The following is a 19,549-nucleotide window of genomic DNA, read 5'->3' on the forward strand; positions in this document are numbered from 1 at the left end:
TCAAATCTTCTTTTCCCCATGACGATATGATTTTATTAAAACCTCACCAGTATTTACATAGAAAAATATTGTCCTTCCCCAGTTACCATGAACATCCTCAGCAACAAGCGGTATTGAATATCTTTTCAATTGTTCTTTAGTTTCAAGGACATTCCTCTCACCAATTGATGTTTGTAATAATTCACCAAACATCGTTGAACCACCTGCTATCTTTGCGAGGATTTGGCTCCGGTCGACTCCCATATTGGAAAAATGTTTAAGCAACTCCTCAATCGCACCTCTGGGATGTTTGAAACTACCATCGGCACCATGGGGTAGAAGAATATGGGCTAATCCACCGGTACGGGTTTTTGGTTCATATAGTGCAAGAACTACACAGGATCCAACACCATAGGCAGAAAGTATCACATCTCCCCTGACTACCTTTACCTCACCAATACCCACTCTGATCTCGTTCGTCATAATTTTATGCGTGATTAGATCTTATCATGAGGTGACCTTCTGGTATACACGCTCTGTCCTGTTCACAATATTAAAAAATTTTGCTTCAGGTATACCAAGAAGTAATTCAACCTTACCTATCACAAGATAACCACCGGGTTTGAGAATTTCATAGAACCTGCGGACCAGGTCGGATTGAGCGCTTCTGCTCATATATATCAAGACATTGCGACACATAATCAAATCACAGGGACCATATGGAAAGTTATCAAATAAATCAAGATGGAAAAATTTAACAAATGATTTAATATTATCCTTAATTTTATAATCTCCGTCGTATTTTACAAAATATTTAATAAGATATTCTGACGGCGTATACTCAAATACCGCTGTCGAATAAATTCCTTGCTCTCCTTTTTTTAATGCATCATCATCGATATCAGTAGCATAAATTATGGTCTTTTCTATGATATCTGCTTCAGAAGCAATTATAGCCAATGAATATGCCTCTTCGCCCTGGGCACAGCCTGCGCTCCAGAAAACAACTTTTTCACTTTTGGCAAATTTTGGTAAAATATCTGTCTTTAGATAATCAAATGTCTCAAAATTTCTGAAAAAATAAGAGAGATTTATGGTTATTACACTGAGTAGTTTTTTAAGTTCGTCAGGATTTCTATTAAGATATTCATAATAATCGGAAAATTCATTCAATCCAACCGCTCGCATCCGGACCCTTATACGTCTTATTAAAGGTCTTTCTTTATAACTGTGACATTTAAAACCAGTCTTTTCTTCAATAAATTTTATCAGATTATGAAAATTATTGTCCACGAGACTTCTTTAACAATTCAATATTCTGGATAATTATTGTATTTGTAGGGTTTAATTTCCTCGCCTTTTCCCAGTTATTTAAAGCCCCGTCAGCATCACCAAGCCTCATCAGTATATTACCCAATTTAAACAGAGTTTCCCAATCTCTTTCTTCTTCCGGGATTCTCTCATAAAATTCCTTTGCCGCTCCAAGAATCTGTGATTCATAATAAAAATCCGCAAGATTTCGGCATATCTTATTATTCTGAGGTTCATCGTTGATGGCCTGGCGATAAAGACGTTCTGCTTCTTCAGGTAAATCAAGTGATTCATAAATAACTGCAAGGTTATTTTTAAATACGGCAAGGCGTGGAAATTTATCAATGCACTCTTTGAGAAAATCAACAGCCCGTTGGATATCACTTAACTTTATATATATTAAGGAAAGAAAAATATATGGAGTAATAAATTCTGGTTTTCTTTCAATCACTTTTTTAAATAAATTCTCTGCCTGTTCTAATTCATTACGATTAAAGAAAACAATACCCAAATTACAATTTATCCTGGGATCGTCTGGTGATAATTCAAGGGCTTGACTGAGCTCCGTCTGGGCTCGATCAAAATCTCCTTTTTTACTAAACAGATAACCTAAATTATTCAATATTGCAGGATTCCTTTCTATCTCTGCTGCTTTCTTCAAAAGATCCTCAGCCTTTTCAAAATTTTTTCTTTTCAATTCAATTAGACCGCAATACATAAGTGATTCGGCATTATCCGGGGCTATCTCTAATGCCTTTCTGAATTCCCGTTCGGCTTCATCATACATACCGGTTTTAAAAAATGCATATCCGAGATTTTTATACTCATTTATATCACCTATCGCCTTCTTTGCAACCTCTGTCTTTTCAGGTTTTTCTACAATTCCTGCTGAAATCAGAGCATAGATTGTGCGGCAAGTCTCAAAAAAGTCAAATTCAGATAATTTTAAAATGTCGTCAATTGTACGATTTCCATCAATCAATTGTAAGACTTTCAATTCCTCTTGTGTCAATGGTATTTCGCTGTAATCTTTCTTTACTGCAAGGATTGATTCAAATGAAGGCAATCTTTTTTCCAGTTTACGCCACTCATCTATACGCCTTGCACCCTCAAGCAAGAGTTCCTGGGGTGATAGTTGGACAAGAAATTCTTCGTTTCCTGGCAATAAATCGGCTTCAAAATTGAAATAGCCTGTTTCCCAGGTGAGCATAGTGAATATCGTTTCTGCTATTTGGTTGGCAAGTTCTTTCTCAAGAATTTCTTTTGTAATATATCCATTTTCAACGAGAATCTCCCCTATCCTTTTATTTGTTCTTTTTTGTTCTTCAAGCGCGGATTTTAGAGCAGATTCGTCTATGACCTGTTTGCGCAAAAGTATATCACCCAGACGGTCTTTTCTATTCAATAATGTAGCGTAAATAATTTTTCCATCTTTGATAAAAATATTTCCAAAATTCTTCCCATCGGTGACCGACAGACAACCAGACCTCAACGAAAAACTTAAGAGCTGAATTACATCAGGTAGGGTTGCTTCACTTAATGAACCTTTTATCGCCATCTACTCACTCCTGGGTAAAGGTACATAATTTTCTTCAAGTAGTTCGTCGGATAATTCTTGAATAATCAAGCGCTCTTCTTTTAATTTCTTAAATTGGGTTTCAGCGGGCTTAGATTGAGGTTCTACTGCAGGTTCAATGATTTGAGTTATTTCTTCGCGGGGTTCAATTTTTTCAATAATCGGTTCTTCAATAGCCGGTTTGAGAACCTCTTCGCCCGGCAAACCTAAGCTTATAATTTCTTCAGCTGGCTTTTCTTCTACAACAACTTGTGGTTTTCTTAAATCAACGATAAATGAGTCTATCTCCTGGAAACTCTTGAACTCGGGTATTCCTTTTGCTTTAATTATCTCATATTCTTCTGGAGAAACTTTTGATTTAAGATAAAGTTCGGTTATCTCGGGGTCCGGTTCTTTTAAATTTGCCTCAATGCCGAGTTGTAATACCATTTTCTCATTATCGTTTAATGTAACATTGTCACCGAATGGTTCGGAAAAGATAAACACTCCTTTTTCCTGTTTTATATGTCCAATGATATTTTCAATCAATTTGTTACGCAAATCAAAATCCAGCAAAAATATCTTATGAAAATTATCAATTAATAAAACATCGGCTAACTCTTTTAATTCAGAGAGTGCCTGTGTATCACTTTCAAAATCCATAATTACAGGATTATAGCCACGGAATTTTAAATCCTCCGCTATCGTCTGACAGAGAAATGTTTTCCCTGTCCCCGCACCACCGAATACTATATAGGGGTTGAACTCTTTCCCCAAGGAAGGAATAATTGTCTTTTCATACAATTCTACAACAGTCCTGTTGCAATCGGTTATCCAATAATTTCTGAAAGGTTTTTTCTCTTCGCCCTTTAATCTCTCTTTTATTGAGTTTAATAATGCCTCAATTTCTTCTATTTTATCGGGTGAGAAGAGCATAGTTTCTATTTTCATCGCATCTTCAGGGAATTTTGAAACATTTAAGGCACCAAATTCTTTCTGTAACTCAATCAACCTCTCCACTTTTTTTATAAAGACATTATAGGCACTGGCGAGCGTGTCAATCTCGGCATCAAGCAGAGGTTTTAATGCTGATGTATCAAAACCCTTCATCTCCCAGATATAAATTTTTTCTTTGTATTCGGTGCGTGGGTCTTTGACTTCTGCAATTTCAGTGATAACTTCATCGGCACTCTTTTTCAATTCTTCAACAAGCGATGCTACCGGGCTATATATGCCCCGTGGATAAAATTCTTTTAATATCAAACGGATTGTATTTAAATCAAATGTAATATTACCAAGCGATGCATAAGCAACCAATCTATTTAACATTCCGTCTATTGTTCTTAAAGAACCGCCTGAAAGTTGAGTAAGTTCAAGGGCTATTTCATCAGGGACAATAATTCCCCTCTCCTCGGATTTCTTTTTTATAAATTCCACCAGTGCAATCTCACGCGGTGCTTGAAGGTCACATACAAGTCCACCTTCAATACGCGATATCACCTTTGTACCCAGATTTTTTAACTCCCGGGGCGGCGCATTCCCGCTGAAGCATAATTGTTTATTCTTTGTAATCAAAATATCAATCATCGCTAATATTGAATCCTGGAATCTTTCGTTAACCCGATTTATATCATCAACAAATACCGCGGTATCAAATTGTGTATTTTGCTGCAAATATTCTTCAAATTCTCTTGGTGTAAAAATAAAGGCAGACTCTTTCTTTGATAACTCAGTGTAAAGAGTCCATAGAAAATGGGTTTTACCATAGCTACCAGTAGCGTAAACATAGAGGGGATTAAATACCTCACCCGGAAATTGAACAACCTTTTGGGCTGCCATAAATGCAACCTTATTCCCTTCATAAACATAGAAATTGTCAAAGCTAAAATTCTTTTTGATCATGCTATCCTCAAAATGTTTCTAAGATTCTTTGTAAATTCTTCTGAAGCAACTTTTACAACACCGGGTATTGTTCTGTCGTCAAACAGCGAAACAAGTAGATACTCTCCATCAAGTGCCACATAATATAGACTCACCCTGTTTCCTTCTTGTAACAATTCAAAAAATTTTTTTTCTCCTATAATATGTGCAAGTTCCATCGTAGAATTAAATATGTTGCAAGTAAGAGCAGCAATAGCCAAAACATCAAAGGGTCTTGTAAAACCTCGCTGCACTAATAAATGTCCGGAGCTGGTAATCAACATTGACCATATCACATTTGTTTGATTATAAAAACTACCCAGCAGTTTTTCCAGTTTTTCGATCTGGGCATCAGTTAAGGTAATTGTCGCAAAATTTCCCTTCACATAAAATTATAATAAATTTTTTAAAAAAAGTCAATATAAAAATACGATTATTTTACTCTTTTTAATCTCGCAGCAAATATACCATCTGTATTATGAAAACCTGGAAGAATCTTCAAGTATGAATCCGCACTCGAAACAAATTCTTTTGCTGGTTCCAATTCAAAATTCTTATTTTCATTTAAAAACCGTTCTATAATTTCTTCATTTTCACGGGGTAAAATACTGCAGGTGGAATATATAATGGAACCTCCAACTTTTAAAAATGATGCAGCATTAACTAACAGATTGAATTGAAGATTAGACAATCTTGCGAGCACTTTTTTATTTACCCTCTCCTTCACTTCTGGTCTCTTCGCGATAACCCCAGAATTTGTACAGGGTGCATCCACAAGCACTTTATCAAAATCCTTCAATTGATAACGCCGACCATCTGCAAGCACATATTTTATTATATTAATTCCCAGTCTTTCGGCATTTTCTACAACGAGTTTCAACCGGGTACTGCTCACTTCACTCGCAACGATTATGCCCTGATTATTCATTAATTCGGCAATATAAGTAGTCTTGCTTCCGGGTGCAGAACAGACATCAACAATCCGCTCATTGGGCTTCGGGTCAACAAGTTTACATATCATACCCTGTGCTTCATCATGTATAGAAATAAATCCCTGTTTTAACAATGAATTATTGATAAGAGAGCCGAGTCGGCTTATTTTACGAAAATCTTCAAGCCAGTTTCCGGGACGGGATTCAATACCCATTTCCTTTAATTTTTCTTCAATTATTTCGGGTTTTGTCTTCAATCTATTTATTCTAATATATGGTGTAGGGCGATTTTTGAACGAGTCAATTATCCTTTCACCTTCAACTGGATAGGCTTCAAGGATTTTTCTTAAAACCCAAACCTGGGGTTCGCGCATTGACTGGACTTTTTTATTACGAATCACCCCTCTTAAAACTGCATTTATCAATGATTTTTCTTTAACACTTCTACCTAAATTTACAGCTTCATTGACCACTGCATAAACAGGAATTCTATCAAGAAAGAGATATTGATAGACTGCAAGGCGAAGAATATTTTTTAATATTGGGTCGGCAGCGCTAAAATCACCAATAAACGTCTCTTTGATTATCTGGTCTATCTCTTCACGATGACGCAGGGTCCCAAAGGCTATCTCATTTGCCAGAGCGCGGTCATCCTCTGTAAGTTCGTCCCTTTCAAATATAAGTCCCAGGGCGACTTTCAGATTTGTGCCATGGTCAACTTCACACAGGGCATTTAACGCTGCTTCTCTTGCGTTCATATTTGAAACCTTTCTCCACTTTTTATCCGATATCCATTTATAAAATCAATGGCGGCCATTACCCGACGATTTTCCGGTTTTAATGTCTTCAATATTATTGAACCATCCCCTGTTCCCACATAAAACTTTTTATTTTCAATATGAAAAACACCGGGTTCAATATCTTTATCTCCAATTTCGGATTCAAGGATAATGAGTTCGCTGTTCCGGAAATGAGTGCGTGCACAGGGTGCAGGATTCAACGCCCGAATCAAATTATAAATCTTCTCGCTTTTATCTCTCCAGTTGATAATTGTTTCTTCTTTTTTTATCTTTGGTGCATAGGTCATTTCAGACTCATTTTGTTCAATAACCTTATATTCATTATTTTCAATCAATCTCAAAGCCTCAATCACCATTTCTGCGCCAAGCAAAGAAAGCCGTTGAGACAAACTTCCGTAGGTATCATTTTTATCAATTTCTATTTCCTTTTGTAAAATTATCTTTCCATGGTCTATCTTTTCATCCATAAAAAATATTGTCACTCCTGTTTTTTTCTCTCCTGCCATAATTGCCCTTTGAATCGGCGCAGCACCACGATATTTAGGCAAAAGCGAAGGATGAATATTAATGCCCCCCATTTTAGGAACCCTAAGAAGTTCTCCACTCAAGATATATCCATATGCAGATAGGACTATGATATCGGGTGATATCAAAGCAAGATTTTCAATAAATGAAATTTCGTTTGGATTTTCGGGCTCAAATAATTTTATATTATTTTCCACCGCCCATTTTCCAATTTCGGGTAATTCGACTGTTAAGCCCCTTCCTTTCGGTTTTGGTTTTGAAATGACTACACCCGCAAGCCCATAATATTCATTTATCTTTTTTACAATAGGCACAGAAAAGTTTGTAGAGCCAAAAAATACTATCTTCATACTGATTTTATATTTGATAAATAATCTTTTACTTTATCCTTCTCTTTTTCATTAACATAATCAATAAAAAGGACGCCATTCAAATGATCAATTTCATGTTGGATTGCCCTTGCCACAAGCCCATCTGCTTCAATCACAATGCTTTCATTAAACAAATTTTGATAATGAAGGATAAGATGTTTATATCTCGGAATTTTGAGGAATAAACCCGGAAAACTTAAACATCCTTCTTCATCCTCTACGCTTTCTTCATTTTTTATAATCTTGGGATTGATAATTACTACTGGCTCAGGTTTATCATCAAAAGGCTTCAGGTTTAGAACAAACAAATTCCACAAGGCACCCACCTGATTGGCTGCCAGACCTATGCCATCATTATTAAGCATTGTTTTTATCATAGATTCTGCAAGATCAAAAATCTCTTTGGTAATCTTCTCCACCGGTTTTGCTTTCTGTCTCAAAATCTTATCAGGATATTTTAAAATAACCATTTCCTTTACCTAAACTTAAGTTTGGGGAGAATATATACCATTTCTAAATATCTACCTAAACCTATATTATTTGCTTTCCTCTGCAGATCCAATTTTCGTAACAATATGATTTTTATCAATATCCACCTTTACACCATCAGCAATTACAAGGCTTATAACATTATCCTTCACATTGGCAATCGTTCCATATATGCCTGAGGACGTAATCACTCTATCACCCTTTTTAAGTGAATTAAGTAATTGCTGATGTTGTTTCTGCCTTTTCTGCTGAGGAAGAATCAGCAGAAAATAGAATACAACAAATATAAGAATTAAAGGTAAAAGACTAAATACAGGGTTCGTTTGATTTTGACCCGAAGTTTGACCATAAAGAAATTCCATTACGCTCCTTTGGATAATTATAACTAAATTTAGACAAAAGTCAATAAGTTAGGTTTATTTAATTAAATTTATTGACAATAGACTAATTTGTTGTATAATTGTATATGCAGCTATTGTCTAATTTAAACGACAGTGAATTATTGAATGAATTAAAAGATATTGGCGTGGCGACTGAGGCATATCAAATATTTTTAAAAAAATCTGCTTATCGGATAATTAGAATTGAGAAACTTTCACCTGCCCAGGCAAACATTTTGAAGCAGATTGCTTTGATTTGCGGTGGTGATGTTGCGGTACCAAAGGATGCATATTTTGGTTCAAAAAAAAGAAGATTTGATGTACTCTTGTTTGCCAATTTAAGGGAAATTGAGAAAATTAACCACCGATTGCAGGAACAACCCTGGATGATGCAAATTAGGAACCAATTGTCTGAAATAATCAATCCTTTTAAAGAACCGATTTTAAAAATTGGAAATGAAGAAATTAAATTTGAACGAACCTATATAATGGGGATTATTAATATCAGCCCTGATTCTTTTTATAGTGGCAGTCGCTACACAACGATATCTACAATAAAAAAAGTTATTACAGAAATGCAGCAGGAAGGTGCTGATTTTATTGACATCGGAGCTGAGTCAACGAGACCCGGGGCAAAAATGTTGAGTGAAAAGGAAGAAATAGAAAGATTAAAATCTGTATTGCCAATTGCTGTCAAATTTTCACAAATTCCAATATCGGTCGATACCTACAAAGCAGAAACAGCAAAATATGCACTCGACCAGGGTGTAAAAATAATAAACGATATATCCGGTTTTGGATTCAGCCGCCCCAAAAAAAAACTTGCCCGAGTAATTGCACAATATAAAGCTACGGTTGTTATAATGCATATCAAGGGCACGCCCAAAACGATGCAAATCAATCCCCAATATAAAAATCTTTTATCGGAAATAAATAATTATTTTAGAGAACGAATTGATTTTGCGATTCAGAATGGAATTGAATCAAACAGAATTATTATTGATCCAGGTTTAGGTTTCGGCAAAAGGCTGGAAGACAATTATGAAATAATTGAAAGGCTTGGCGAACTAAAAATATTTAGGCGTCCGATTCTTGTTGGGCACTCCCGTAAATCATTTATTGGTAATCCTTTTAATCTACCACCTGAAGAAAGATTGGAAGGTACCCTCGCGGTGGAGGCATTATTGATAAAAAATGGCGCATCAATCATCCGTGTTCACGATGTTCTGGAAGCAAAGAAAGTTGCCCAATTAATTGACAAAATTACGAAATGAAGTTATTCGGATTTCTTAATCTCAGCACCCTCGATATTATCGACATTTTAATAGTTGCCATATTAATATACCAGTTTTTAAGATTTATAAAAGGGACTAAAGCAAATCCTATTTTATTCGGCATTTTAACAATATTTGCTATATCTTTTGTTGCACGCTGGTTCAATCTCCGAGCCCTTGCATGGATAATGAATTCTATTCTTGCGGTCTGGGTTGTTGCATTTGTCATACTTTTCCAACCCGAAATAAGAAACGCACTTGCATTCATCGGCAGGCAACGACCTCTGCGATTTTTCTTCAAAGTTGGGCCCTTTCCAACCGTGAGTGAGATAATAAACGCAATCAAAAAGCTTTCCGAACAGCACCACGGTGCCTTAATAGTAATTCAAAGAAATGACAGTCTCAGTGACATAATTGAATCCGGTATTCGTATTGAGTCTTTAGTAAATTCAACTTTAATTCAAAGTCTTTTCTTCCCGGACAATCCTCTCCACGATGGGGCATGTATTGTCCAGGGAGACAGAATTATCGCTGCTGCGTGTGTCCTTCCGTTAAGTGAAAATCCAGACCTCGGTGGCAAATTTGGATTGAGGCATCGTGCTGCCTTAGGAATTGCTGAACATACAGATGCATTCTGTATCGTGGTGTCTGAGGAAACTGGAAGAATCTCTTTTGCATACAAAGGTAAACTTATAACCCGTGTCTCTGCTGATACCCTTGCAAAAACCTTAAAAAAGGTCATTAAAGAATAGGTTCTGGAATGCTTGACAGATTCAAATATTTGAGTATTATATATCATCAGGAAATTAAGGAGGTTTGATGCGATTCGTGGGATTATTGTTTGTCGTGGTTGTAATTGGATTTATGATAGGATTTATTGTGCTAAATGCCGATAAGAAGGTTGATGTTAATATATTTGGACAACAATTCACAAATATAGCCCTTTCAATGGTATGTTTTTATTCTTTTGTGGCGGGAATGATTTTCGTCCTGGTCTTTGCCCTTGCGGATGAAATTGTCTTAAGAAATACAATGAACAAATTAAAAAAAGAAAATAACAATATCAAAAAGGAACTTGATGCACTCCGTAATCTTCCACTTGAGGAGGAAAAATGACAATCCTGATTATCATCATCATTGCCCTCATTGCTTTCATTCTTTATTTTTATTTCCGGCCACGTAAGCCAAAAACTCAGGTAAATATACCATACCTTGAATCTTTGATTGCAGAATTGGAAGGTAATGATGAACTTGCTATTAAAAAATTAAAAGAAGCGTTAAACATTGATACCAATTTAGTTAATGGATATATAAGGTTAGGTAATTTGTATCGTAAAAAAGGTGATATTGAAAGGGCAATAAAAATCCACCAATCCTTAACTGTAAGACCAACCTTACGCAAAGAGGAAGAGAAAAAAATATATTTCAGTTTAGTACAGGATTATCTGGAATCAAACCGTCCAAATCGGGCAATAGCATTTTTAAGAGAGATTTTGAAAATTGACAAAAATGATAAAAATGCGTGTCACCTCCTTCTGAAGATTTATGAAGATATACAGAATTATCAGGATTGTATTACATTAAGTGAGGAGTATAAAGAGATAGTAGATGAGCAGCGGCTTGCCTATTATTATTCAGCATTAGCTACTACACGCCTGTCTGAATCCGGCGAAGAACCGGAAACAAGAATAAAAGAAGTGGGCAATCTCTTAAAGAAAGCATTAAAAATCAAATCTGATTCAGTAAGTTCATTATATTATAATGCTGATTTCTACAAAAATCTGGGGGATTTGAAAAAAGCAAAAGAATACTATCTGAAAATCCTTGAATTGCAACCTGATTTTTCATTTATGATTTTAAACGATTTAGAAAAAGTTGCATATGAAACCGGAACCTTTGAACAGATAATACCACTGTATGAAAAAATTTTCAAGCAGAATCCAAAAAATTTCCCGGTTGGGTTTGCCCTGGCAAATTTATATGAAAAGAAAAACGAAATTGAACAGGCAAGGGATATCTATCGGAAAATTAGCGAATTATATCCGGAGGCTGTGTTACCAAGAATCCACATAATGAAATTATCGGCTGATACGAAATCTTTCAAAAAAGAACTCAGCGAAATTGAAAATCTATTATCACTTCATAATTTTGTGTGTAAAAAATGTGGCAATAAAACAAAAAAATTTACTTTCTTATGTCTAAATTGTCGATCAATAGAATCATATTTTCCACAGCTCTAATCGTCTCTGTAGTCTTTGCACAGAATATTGATGAGGCGATTAAGCTATTCAATGCATTCCAGTTTGATAAAGCAAAAGAGATATTTAAAGAATTAGCGAGGGACGAAAATAATCCTCGCATTGCTGAAGTTTTTTATTACCTGGCGCGACTAACAACCAATCCAGATTCCTCTGTTCACTATTATAGAACGATAGTTAACAAATATCCGCAATCAAGATATGCGGATATTGCATATCTTGAAATTGCCAAGATTTTTATTGGAAAACAAGATTTCAAAAACGCCCTGTTAACACTGGATCAGTTGAACAAAGATTATCCATATTCAGAATTAAAAGATGAAGCATTATTCTGGACAGGAGTTGTCTTCATTGAAACCGGCAATAAAGAAAATGGTTATAAAGTTTTACAGGAATTAATAAATGCATACCCTAAATCCATATGGGCGAATCGCGCAAAAAATCTTATACCGTCAACCGTGCCACAGAAAGAATATTATACTGTCCAGATTGGCTCTTTCAGAAATAAAGAAAATGCAGAAAAAAGACTTGAAGAATTAAAAGCAAAGGGTTTTGATGCCCGTATTGTAGAAGCAGTAATTATGGATAAAATTCATTATCGCGTATGGATTGGAGAATTTGAGACTATGGAAGAGGCTAAATCGCTTGTTGCAAAACTTGATTCATTAGGCATAAAAGGGAATGTGGTTAAAGGATATTAAAATTTTAACTTGCAAATACTGAATTACAGATATAAAAATATAAATTTTTAGAAGTTTTGACTTTTAAGAAATTTTAAATATGCAACTCACCCCTCTTCTGGAGCAGTATCAACAGATAAAAAATAAATATAAAGACACACTTCTTTTATTCCGGGTGGGGGATTTTTATGAATTTTATTATGATGATGCGAAAAAAGCAAGTATCCTGCTCGGTATTACATTAACTTCAAAAACAATAGGCAAGGGAACAAAAGTTCCCCTCGCCGGTATTCCAGTAAAGGCAAGCGAAAATTACATTGCAAAATTAGTCAAGAATGGATTAAAAGTTGCAATTTGTGAACAATTAGAACCACCTGACAAATCAAAAAAGCTCGTCGAGCGCGATGTAATTGAAGTAATAACTCCAGGGACTATATTCAGACCTTCATTACTTGAGGAAAACAAGGCTTTATTCGTCGCAGGTTGCATACCAGACGAAAATATTATCGGCATTGCTTTATGCGACATAACAACGGGTGATTTTTCTTCGGGTGAAATCGAACCTGGACAATTATTAGAAATACTGGCGAGAAAGGAAGTTAAAGAGTTGATCCTACCTCAAGGTATTACATTAAAATTAGATATTCCGATAACCTACATTGATGGCTATCGTTTCATTTATGAAATTGCATATCAGCAATTAAAAGAACACTTTAAGGTTATCACCCTTGATGGTTTCGGTATTGAAGGAAAAAGGCTTGCTATTTCGGCTGCTGGTGCCCTTTTATATTATCTAAAGGAAAATCAGAAATCAACATTACCTCAGATAACAAAACTTAATTATTTTGACTCTCGCAACACAATTTATCTTGATGGTGCTACCAGAAAAAATTTAGAACTTGTAATAAATATAAGAAATGATGAAACAAACACATTATACTGGGCAATAGATAACTGCCTTACACCCGCAGGGAAAAGGATGCTCCGTGGTCAGATTCTTGAACCTTTGATTGACTGCAAGGTGATTAATGAAAGACTTGATGGAGTTGCTGAATTAAAAGATAGAGAATTTTTGCGAAAGCAACTCAGAGAATTCCTTAAAAATATTCGCGATGTTGAAAGGATTACCACACGATTGATGTGTAATAGAATAATGCCACGCGAGATGAATGCTCTGAAAGATTCTTTAAAGATCTATCCCGAGATCAAAGGAATTCTGTTAAATTGCGATAGTCAAATATTAAAAAAAATTTATAATCAAATTGAAAACTTCGATACAATCGTTGAAAAAATAGAAAATGCCATTTCACCGGAACCCCCACCAACCCTTGATGAAACTGGCATTATCAGACCCGGATATTCAAAAGAACTGGATGAATTAAGGGACATTGCCCATAATGCTAAAGAATGGCTTAATAAATTTCAGAATCAGGAAAGAGAAAGAACCGGGATAAACTCATTGAAGGTTGCCTACAATACAATCTTCGGTTACTATATTGAAATAAGCAAAGCGAACCTCCATCTCATTCCCGATTATTATATCCGTAAACAGACATTGGTTAATGCTGAAAGATTTTATACGCCTGAACTAAAAGAATTTGAAGAAAAAATTTTAGGTGCGGAAGAAAAGATTAAAAATTTAGAATATGATATATATGTTAAATTGCGTGAGGAAATTGCCAGTGATGGAAATAAAATACTCAACAGCACAAAGGCAGTTGCATTGCTTGATATCCTCCAATCATTTGCCGAGAATGCTGTTTTGTATAACTACACACGCCCTGAAGTAAATGAAGGAGACAAAATTATCATTTCTGACGGCAGACATCCGGTGGTTGAAAGATTGATGGAAAAGGGTTCATTCATTCCAAACGATACTGAACTCGACCGCAATAGAAATCAAATTCTTATCATAACTGGACCAAATATGGCTGGAAAATCTACATATCTTCGTCAGGTTGCGTTGATTGTAATTATGGCTCAGATGGGTAGTTTTGTCCCAGCAAAAGAAGCAAAAATTGGTATTGTGGACAAAATCTTCACACGCATTGGCGCAAGCGATGATATTTCACGCGGTGTTAGCACATTTCTGGCAGAAATGATGGAAACTGCAAACATTCTAAATAATATATCGGAAAAAAGCCTCGTGATACTTGACGAAGTTGGCAGGGGCACTTCCACATATGATGGTCTGGCATTAGCATGGGCAGTGGTTGAAGAACTACATAACAACAAAAAACCCCGTTCTTTATTTGCAACCCATTTCCACGAACTCACCAAGATAGAAGATTTTTTGAGTGGTGTTAGAAACTATAATTTTTTGGTAAAAGAATGGGGAGATGAAATAATATTCTTAAGAAAACTCAATCCAGGACCTTCTGATCAGTCTTACGGCATTCAGGTGGCACGCCTGGCTGGCCTTCCCAAGTCAGTGATAGAACGGGCAAAGGAGGTATTAACAAAATTTGAAGAAGGTGAGGTTTTTAGTATCCGAAAATTAAAGAAAACCAAACTCAGCCAGCCCGACCTTTTCGTTGATAAAAAATAAAGAAATTACCACTTGACAGAATTCAGTTTTTAATTATAATCAAAAATGAAAATGAATTTCAAAATCAAAAATAATTATGTTTCTGCTGAATTGACCAAATATAGTAAAAAACATAAATTAAAGTCGTCGCAAAAAAGAAAATTTATAATTGATTATTTTCTGAGCCAGAATAAACATCTCAGCACTGAAGATTTATATAATATAATAAAAAATAAAAAACTAAAGATTGGCTATTCAACAATCTATAGAACCCTTAAACTGCTTGCCGAATGTGGCCTTGCTTCAATACACCATTTTGAAAAAGGGATAACCCGTTTTGAACCAGTACATAAGAAAAGACATCATGATCATCTGATCTGCACAAAATGTGGTTCAATAATAGAATTCACAAATCAAGAAATTGAAAAAATCCAGAAAAGGATTGCCCGGAAATATAATTTTTTTGTCTCAGACCATAAACTTGAAATTTATGGGTTATGTCTAAAATGTGCCCGAAAGGAGAAAAAGTAATGGCCGTCGTTAATCTTACGATGATGAAATCAGGTGAAAAAGGAAAGGTTGTCGAGATAACCGGAGGAAAAGGACTTATTAACAGGCTTGAATCACTCGGCATTATACCAGGTGCTGAAATTACGAAAATAAGTGAACAAATTATGCATGGGCCAGTAGTAGTAAAAATTGGCAATACCCAAGTTGCAATAGGATATGGAATGGCACGAAAGGTAATGGTAAATGTTGAACACAAGATTAAAAAAATTTTACTTGTGGGGAATCCCAATGTCGGAAAAAGTGTAATCTTTTCAAGGCTTACCGGTGTCGATGTGATTGCCTCTAATTATCCGGGAACAACGGTAGATTATTGTCGTGGTTGCACCGGATATGGCGACAAAAGAATAGAAGTTATAGATGTACCCGGAACTTATAGTTTAGAGCCTACAACGCCTGCCGAGGAAGTGGCGGTACAGATGTTGAATAAAGCAATTGAAGAGGGAGAAAGTATTATTGTAAATGTTGTAGATGCCACCAATCTTGAAAGAAATTTGAATCTGACACTACAATTATTGAAAAAAAATGTTCCGATGATAATTGCTCTAAATCTATGGGATGAAGCAAAACACACCGGCATTGAAATAAATGTAAAAAAACTTGAAGAAATACTTGGTGTTTCAGTCATTCCAACTGTTGCGGTAACCGGTGAAGGGATAAGAGAACTTGTGAACCGTCTTGATGAAGCAAAAAAAAGCAACTTTGACTACAAGGATGAAGACCGGTGGCACACAGTCGGACAAATCATATCGCAGGTTCAAGTAATCAAACATCGCCATCATACATTTTTAGAAAGGATTGGCGACCTGACAATAAATCCCTGGTCAGGGCTTCCCATTGCCATTATCCTGCTTTTTCTAATATTCCAGTTGATAAGAATAATTGGAGAAGGTATAATAAATTTTTTAAGTAACCCTTTTTTCAATGACATTTATAAGCCCATTATGATTTCATTTTCAAAAATGCTGGGAAGCGGTGGAATTATTCACAATATCTTGATTGGTGAATTGATCAATGGAGACATTGATTTCGGTCAATCATTTGGTATTCTTACTACTGGTCTATATGTAGAATTTGCCCAGGTTCTGCCTTATGTGCTTGCCTTTTATTTTGTATTAAGCTTTTTAGAAGACTCTGGCTACTTACCAAGACTTGCCGTTTTGGTTGACAAATTTCTCCATTTCTTTGGGCTCCATGGCATGGCTATCATCCCGATGCTTTTAGGGTTGGGCTGTAATGTACCAGGGATGTTGAGCACAAGAATACTTGAAACAAAGAGAGAAAGATTTATTGCGGCAATCTTAATGGCAATCTGTGTCCCCTGTATGGCATTGACAGCAATGATATTTGGACTGGTGGGTAAGTTTGGAGCACGGGGTCTTTTCCCGGTTTTTGGGACTCTATTTATTGTATTTATAATCGGAGGGATTTTATTAAAACTTATCTTCAAGGGTGAAAGCCCCGAGATCTTCACTGAAATCCCGTCCTACCGCATACCTTATTTCCCAGCGTTAATAAAAAAACTCTGGATGCGTGTAAAATGGTTTATTCTTGAGGCAACTCCTTTTGTTCTGTTGGGTGTATTTATTGCAAATGTATTCTATTCTCTCGGCATCTTCAATCTTCTTGCAAAAATAATCGGTCCGGTTGTAGTCCATATTCTCTCCCTGCCTGCAGAGGCAACGATTGCTTTGCTTTTAGGATTTTTAAGAAAAGATATTGCCGTCGGTATGCTCGTACCCCTAAATCTTACATTAAAACAACTTATTATTGCGAGCACAGTCCTGTCAATGTATTTTCCATGTGTAGCAACATTTTCGGTGTTTATAAAAGAATTTGGAATTATTGATACACTAAAGGCAACAGGAATAATGCTTCTTACTGCTTTTGGAGTTGGAGCAATATTAAATCTAATCCTTTAGTTATCCATTTACTCTAAAAAGCAATTTAGGATTTTTCACAACCCATAGTTTATACAACCGAGGTTGTCCAAATTGTAATTGCTCAATTTATTGAGCAAGAAAATATAAGTTATAGTAAAGGGAAATCGAAAATCATTATTAAAGATTAAGACCCTTCACAATGAAAAAAGCAAAATTTTTCAAAAAAGTAATCAGTCAGGTAAAATACTCGATAAACCAAACAATTTAAATTTAAACTTTTGCCGACTTACAATTTCAAAAATGTGTAAAAAACATAATATACAAAACCTTGATTTTACATTCAATTTGTATACAATTACATAATTATATTATTTGATAATTATTTAAATATCAAAATTGAAAAGGAGTAGAATATGCAAAACACTCAAGCAAAACCTATGAAAGAAATTATGTACCGAGAATCTCGTATTGCCAAAGCATTAGGTGAACCAGCCAAATATTCTATAATCAACTTCTTAGTCAGCAATGGTCCTGCAAATGTTACAGAAATTGCAAAAGCAGTACATAGACATATTGCTACAGTTTCCTTTCATCTAGCGAAACTGAAAGCCCTTGAAATCGTCAGATTTGAAGAAAAATCAGATGGTACCTACTACTGGATAAAGTATCCCAAGGAAATTAGAAATATTCTTAAAGCATTAAACGCATTTGTTAAAAGAACATTAAAGCGAGTCTATGAAGATATTTGATTTTGACATTCTTATAATTATATAATTATAAAAATAAACAATTGTATAATGTACTTGTAGACTTAGAGTGTTTGGATAGGATGTATGACCATTATGACAGGTTTGGTGAATATTTTAGGTGACCTTAAGAATTTTCTTAAGTGCCCTTAGCGTAGATAATAGATTAAAACTTTTAATAAAGGAACTTGATTTGTCTTACTATTTTATTATAATATTTACGATGAAGGATAAGCGGACTTTTTACCAAATCGTGGAAACCAAACTTGGGAATTTTACCATTATCTGGTGTGAACAAGGGACTAAGATAAAGATCGCAGAAATTATCCTGCCTAAGTTTTCCATAAAATATTTAAAGAAAAAGTATCGTGGAATTTCGCCGGGAAGGCACAAAAAAATAGAAAGAATTGCAACAAAAATTAAGGAATACATTTCTGGTAAGAAAACAAGTTTTACATTAAACATCCTTGATTTAAAACGCTTGAAGAATTTTCAAAGAAAAGTATTATCTTTAACCAGCAAAATTCAAAGAGGCAAAGTTGAGTCTTATGGTTCCATTGCAAAGAAATTGGGAATCCCTAAAGGAGCAAGGGCAGTTGGACAGGCACTTGCACATAATCCTTTTCCCATTATAATACCCTGTCATAGGGTTATAAAATCAGACGGTTCAATCGGTGGCTTTGGCGGTAATGTTAATTTAAAGAGAAAATTATTAAAAATTGAAGGAGTCGGCATAAAATGAAATTTGTTTATTCCCCAAAATACTGTGTTGATTTAAAGGGCCATATCTTCCCTACCGAAAAGTATCGATTAATTTATGAAACTCTAAAAAAAGAAGGAATTATTACCGATAACAACCTTTTTGAACCAGAAATTCCAGAACCAGAAGATTTAAAGAAAATTCTCACCCCTGAATATTTTGATGACCTTATAAATTCAAGGACGACTTTCCGAACATGGCGATCAGAATTACCGGTTGAACCGGATATAATAAAATGGCAAATGTTAGGATGCGGTGGTTCATATCTTGCTGGAAAACTTGCACTCCAGTATGGTGCCTGTTATCATATCGGTGGCGGACTCCACCATGCATTTGCTGACCATGCCGAAGGGTTCTGTTATCTCAATGATGTAGTATTTGCTGGAATAAAACTCCTTGAAGAAGGAGTTAAGAAAATTACCGTGATTGATTGCGATTTACATCAAGGCAACGGAACTGCAAGATTTTTTCAGAATGAAGAACGGGTATTCACATTCTCCATCCACCAGGAACATTTATATCCGGTAAAGGAAAAATCAGACCTTGATATTGGACTTGATTTTAATGTCTGTGATGATGAATATCTTGAAAA

At 35.3% G+C, this 19,549-nt stretch carries 20 protein-coding genes; 11 read left to right on the plus strand and 9 right to left on the minus strand.

Translation table 11 applies throughout. The features are described 5' to 3' along the window. The 9 genes from ABIL69_06350 to yajC all read right to left on the minus strand — a co-directional run bounded on the left by ABIL69_06350 (position 1) and on the right by yajC (position 8,244). Complete coding sequence (locus tag ABIL69_06350; protein MEO0123606.1) at positions 1-462, minus strand: chemotaxis protein CheD; 462 nt, start codon at positions 460-462, stop codon at positions 1-3. A gap of 24 nt (positions 463-486) precedes the next feature. Further along, positions 487-1,272 (minus strand): protein-glutamate O-methyltransferase CheR, encoded by a 786-nt coding sequence (locus ABIL69_06355; GenBank protein MEO0123607.1) that lies wholly within the window; start codon positions 1,270-1,272, stop codon positions 487-489. Further along, positions 1,262-2,848 carry a tetratricopeptide repeat protein gene (locus tag ABIL69_06360; protein ID MEO0123608.1) on the minus strand — a complete coding sequence of 529 codons (1,587 nt, stop codon included), beginning with the start codon at positions 2,846-2,848 and terminating at the stop codon, positions 1,262-1,264. The genes ABIL69_06355 and ABIL69_06360 overlap by 11 nt, the downstream gene beginning before the upstream one ends. Continuing rightward, a complete protein-coding gene (locus ABIL69_06365; GenBank protein ID MEO0123609.1) occupies positions 2,849-4,747 on the minus strand; it encodes a DnaA/Hda family protein in 1,899 nt (632 codons plus the stop codon). Further along, positions 4,744-5,151 carry a hypothetical protein gene (locus ABIL69_06370; protein ID MEO0123610.1) on the minus strand — a complete coding sequence of 136 codons (408 nt, stop codon included), beginning with the start codon at positions 5,149-5,151 and terminating at the stop codon, positions 4,744-4,746. Before ABIL69_06370 ends, ABIL69_06365 begins: the two co-directional genes overlap by 4 nt. A 47-nt stretch (positions 5,152-5,198) precedes the next feature. Next, entirely contained in the window at positions 5,199-6,455 is a 1,257-nt protein-coding gene (rsmB, locus tag ABIL69_06375; GenBank protein MEO0123611.1) for a 16S rRNA (cytosine(967)-C(5))-methyltransferase RsmB, read from the minus strand. Then, complete coding sequence (fmt, locus tag ABIL69_06380) at positions 6,452-7,372, minus strand: methionyl-tRNA formyltransferase (protein MEO0123612.1); 921 nt, start codon at positions 7,370-7,372, stop codon at positions 6,452-6,454. The genes rsmB and fmt overlap by 4 nt, the downstream gene beginning before the upstream one ends. Continuing rightward, on the minus strand, positions 7,369-7,863 hold the full coding sequence (gene def / locus ABIL69_06385) for a peptide deformylase (GenBank protein MEO0123613.1): 495 nt from the start codon (positions 7,861-7,863) through the stop codon (positions 7,369-7,371). Before def ends, fmt begins: the two co-directional genes overlap by 4 nt. Positions 7,864-7,929: 66 nt before the next feature. Next, a complete protein-coding gene (yajC, locus tag ABIL69_06390) occupies positions 7,930-8,244 on the minus strand; it encodes a preprotein translocase subunit YajC (GenBank protein MEO0123614.1) in 315 nt (104 codons plus the stop codon). Positions 8,245-8,348: 104 nt separating this feature from the next. Between yajC and folP the strand changes: the two genes are divergently transcribed. The 11 genes from folP to ABIL69_06445 all read left to right on the plus strand — a co-directional run. Further along, on the plus strand, positions 8,349-9,536 hold the full coding sequence (gene folP, locus ABIL69_06395; GenBank protein ID MEO0123615.1) for a dihydropteroate synthase: 1,188 nt from the start codon (positions 8,349-8,351) through the stop codon (positions 9,534-9,536). Continuing rightward, positions 9,533-10,288 (plus strand): diadenylate cyclase CdaA, encoded by a 756-nt coding sequence (gene cdaA / locus ABIL69_06400; GenBank protein ID MEO0123616.1) that lies wholly within the window; start codon positions 9,533-9,535, stop codon positions 10,286-10,288. Before folP ends, cdaA begins: the two co-directional genes overlap by 4 nt. Positions 10,289-10,355: 67 nt before the next feature. Beyond that, complete coding sequence (locus ABIL69_06405) at positions 10,356-10,652, plus strand: LapA family protein (protein ID MEO0123617.1); 297 nt, start codon at positions 10,356-10,358, stop codon at positions 10,650-10,652. After that, positions 10,649-11,776, plus strand: a complete 1,128-nt coding sequence (locus tag ABIL69_06410; protein MEO0123618.1) for a tetratricopeptide repeat protein — start codon at positions 10,649-10,651, stop codon at positions 11,774-11,776. Before ABIL69_06405 ends, ABIL69_06410 begins: the two co-directional genes overlap by 4 nt. After that, entirely contained in the window at positions 11,731-12,495 is a 765-nt protein-coding gene (locus ABIL69_06415) for an SPOR domain-containing protein (protein MEO0123619.1), read from the plus strand. The genes ABIL69_06410 and ABIL69_06415 overlap by 46 nt, the downstream gene beginning before the upstream one ends. Before the next feature lie 79 nt (positions 12,496-12,574). Continuing rightward, complete coding sequence (mutS, locus tag ABIL69_06420; GenBank protein ID MEO0123620.1) at positions 12,575-15,022, plus strand: DNA mismatch repair protein MutS; 2,448 nt, start codon at positions 12,575-12,577, stop codon at positions 15,020-15,022. Between the two features lie 45 nt (positions 15,023-15,067). Then, the gene (locus ABIL69_06425) at positions 15,068-15,532 is read left to right on the plus strand and encodes a transcriptional repressor (GenBank protein ID MEO0123621.1); all 465 of its coding nucleotides are present in this window, start codon (positions 15,068-15,070) and stop codon (positions 15,530-15,532) included. Further along, the gene (locus tag ABIL69_06430; GenBank protein MEO0123622.1) at positions 15,532-17,490 is read left to right on the plus strand and encodes a fused ferrous iron transport protein A/B; all 1,959 of its coding nucleotides are present in this window, start codon (positions 15,532-15,534) and stop codon (positions 17,488-17,490) included. Before ABIL69_06425 ends, ABIL69_06430 begins: the two co-directional genes overlap by 1 nt. 374 nt (positions 17,491-17,864) lie before the next feature. Then, a complete protein-coding gene (locus ABIL69_06435) occupies positions 17,865-18,200 on the plus strand; it encodes a helix-turn-helix transcriptional regulator (protein ID MEO0123623.1) in 336 nt (111 codons plus the stop codon). A 220-nt stretch (positions 18,201-18,420) separates the two neighbouring features. Then, the gene (locus tag ABIL69_06440) at positions 18,421-18,939 is read left to right on the plus strand and encodes an MGMT family protein (protein MEO0123624.1); all 519 of its coding nucleotides are present in this window, start codon (positions 18,421-18,423) and stop codon (positions 18,937-18,939) included. Further along, the coding region (locus ABIL69_06445) for a histone deacetylase (GenBank protein ID MEO0123625.1) at positions 18,936-19,549 on the plus strand (614 nt) is incomplete at its 3' end. The genes ABIL69_06440 and ABIL69_06445, both read left to right, overlap by 4 nt.

This window comes from candidate division WOR-3 bacterium (genome assembly GCA_039802005.1).
Lineage (GTDB): Bacteria > Hydrothermota > Tepidihabitantia > SM23-42 > JAOAFX01 > JAOAFX01.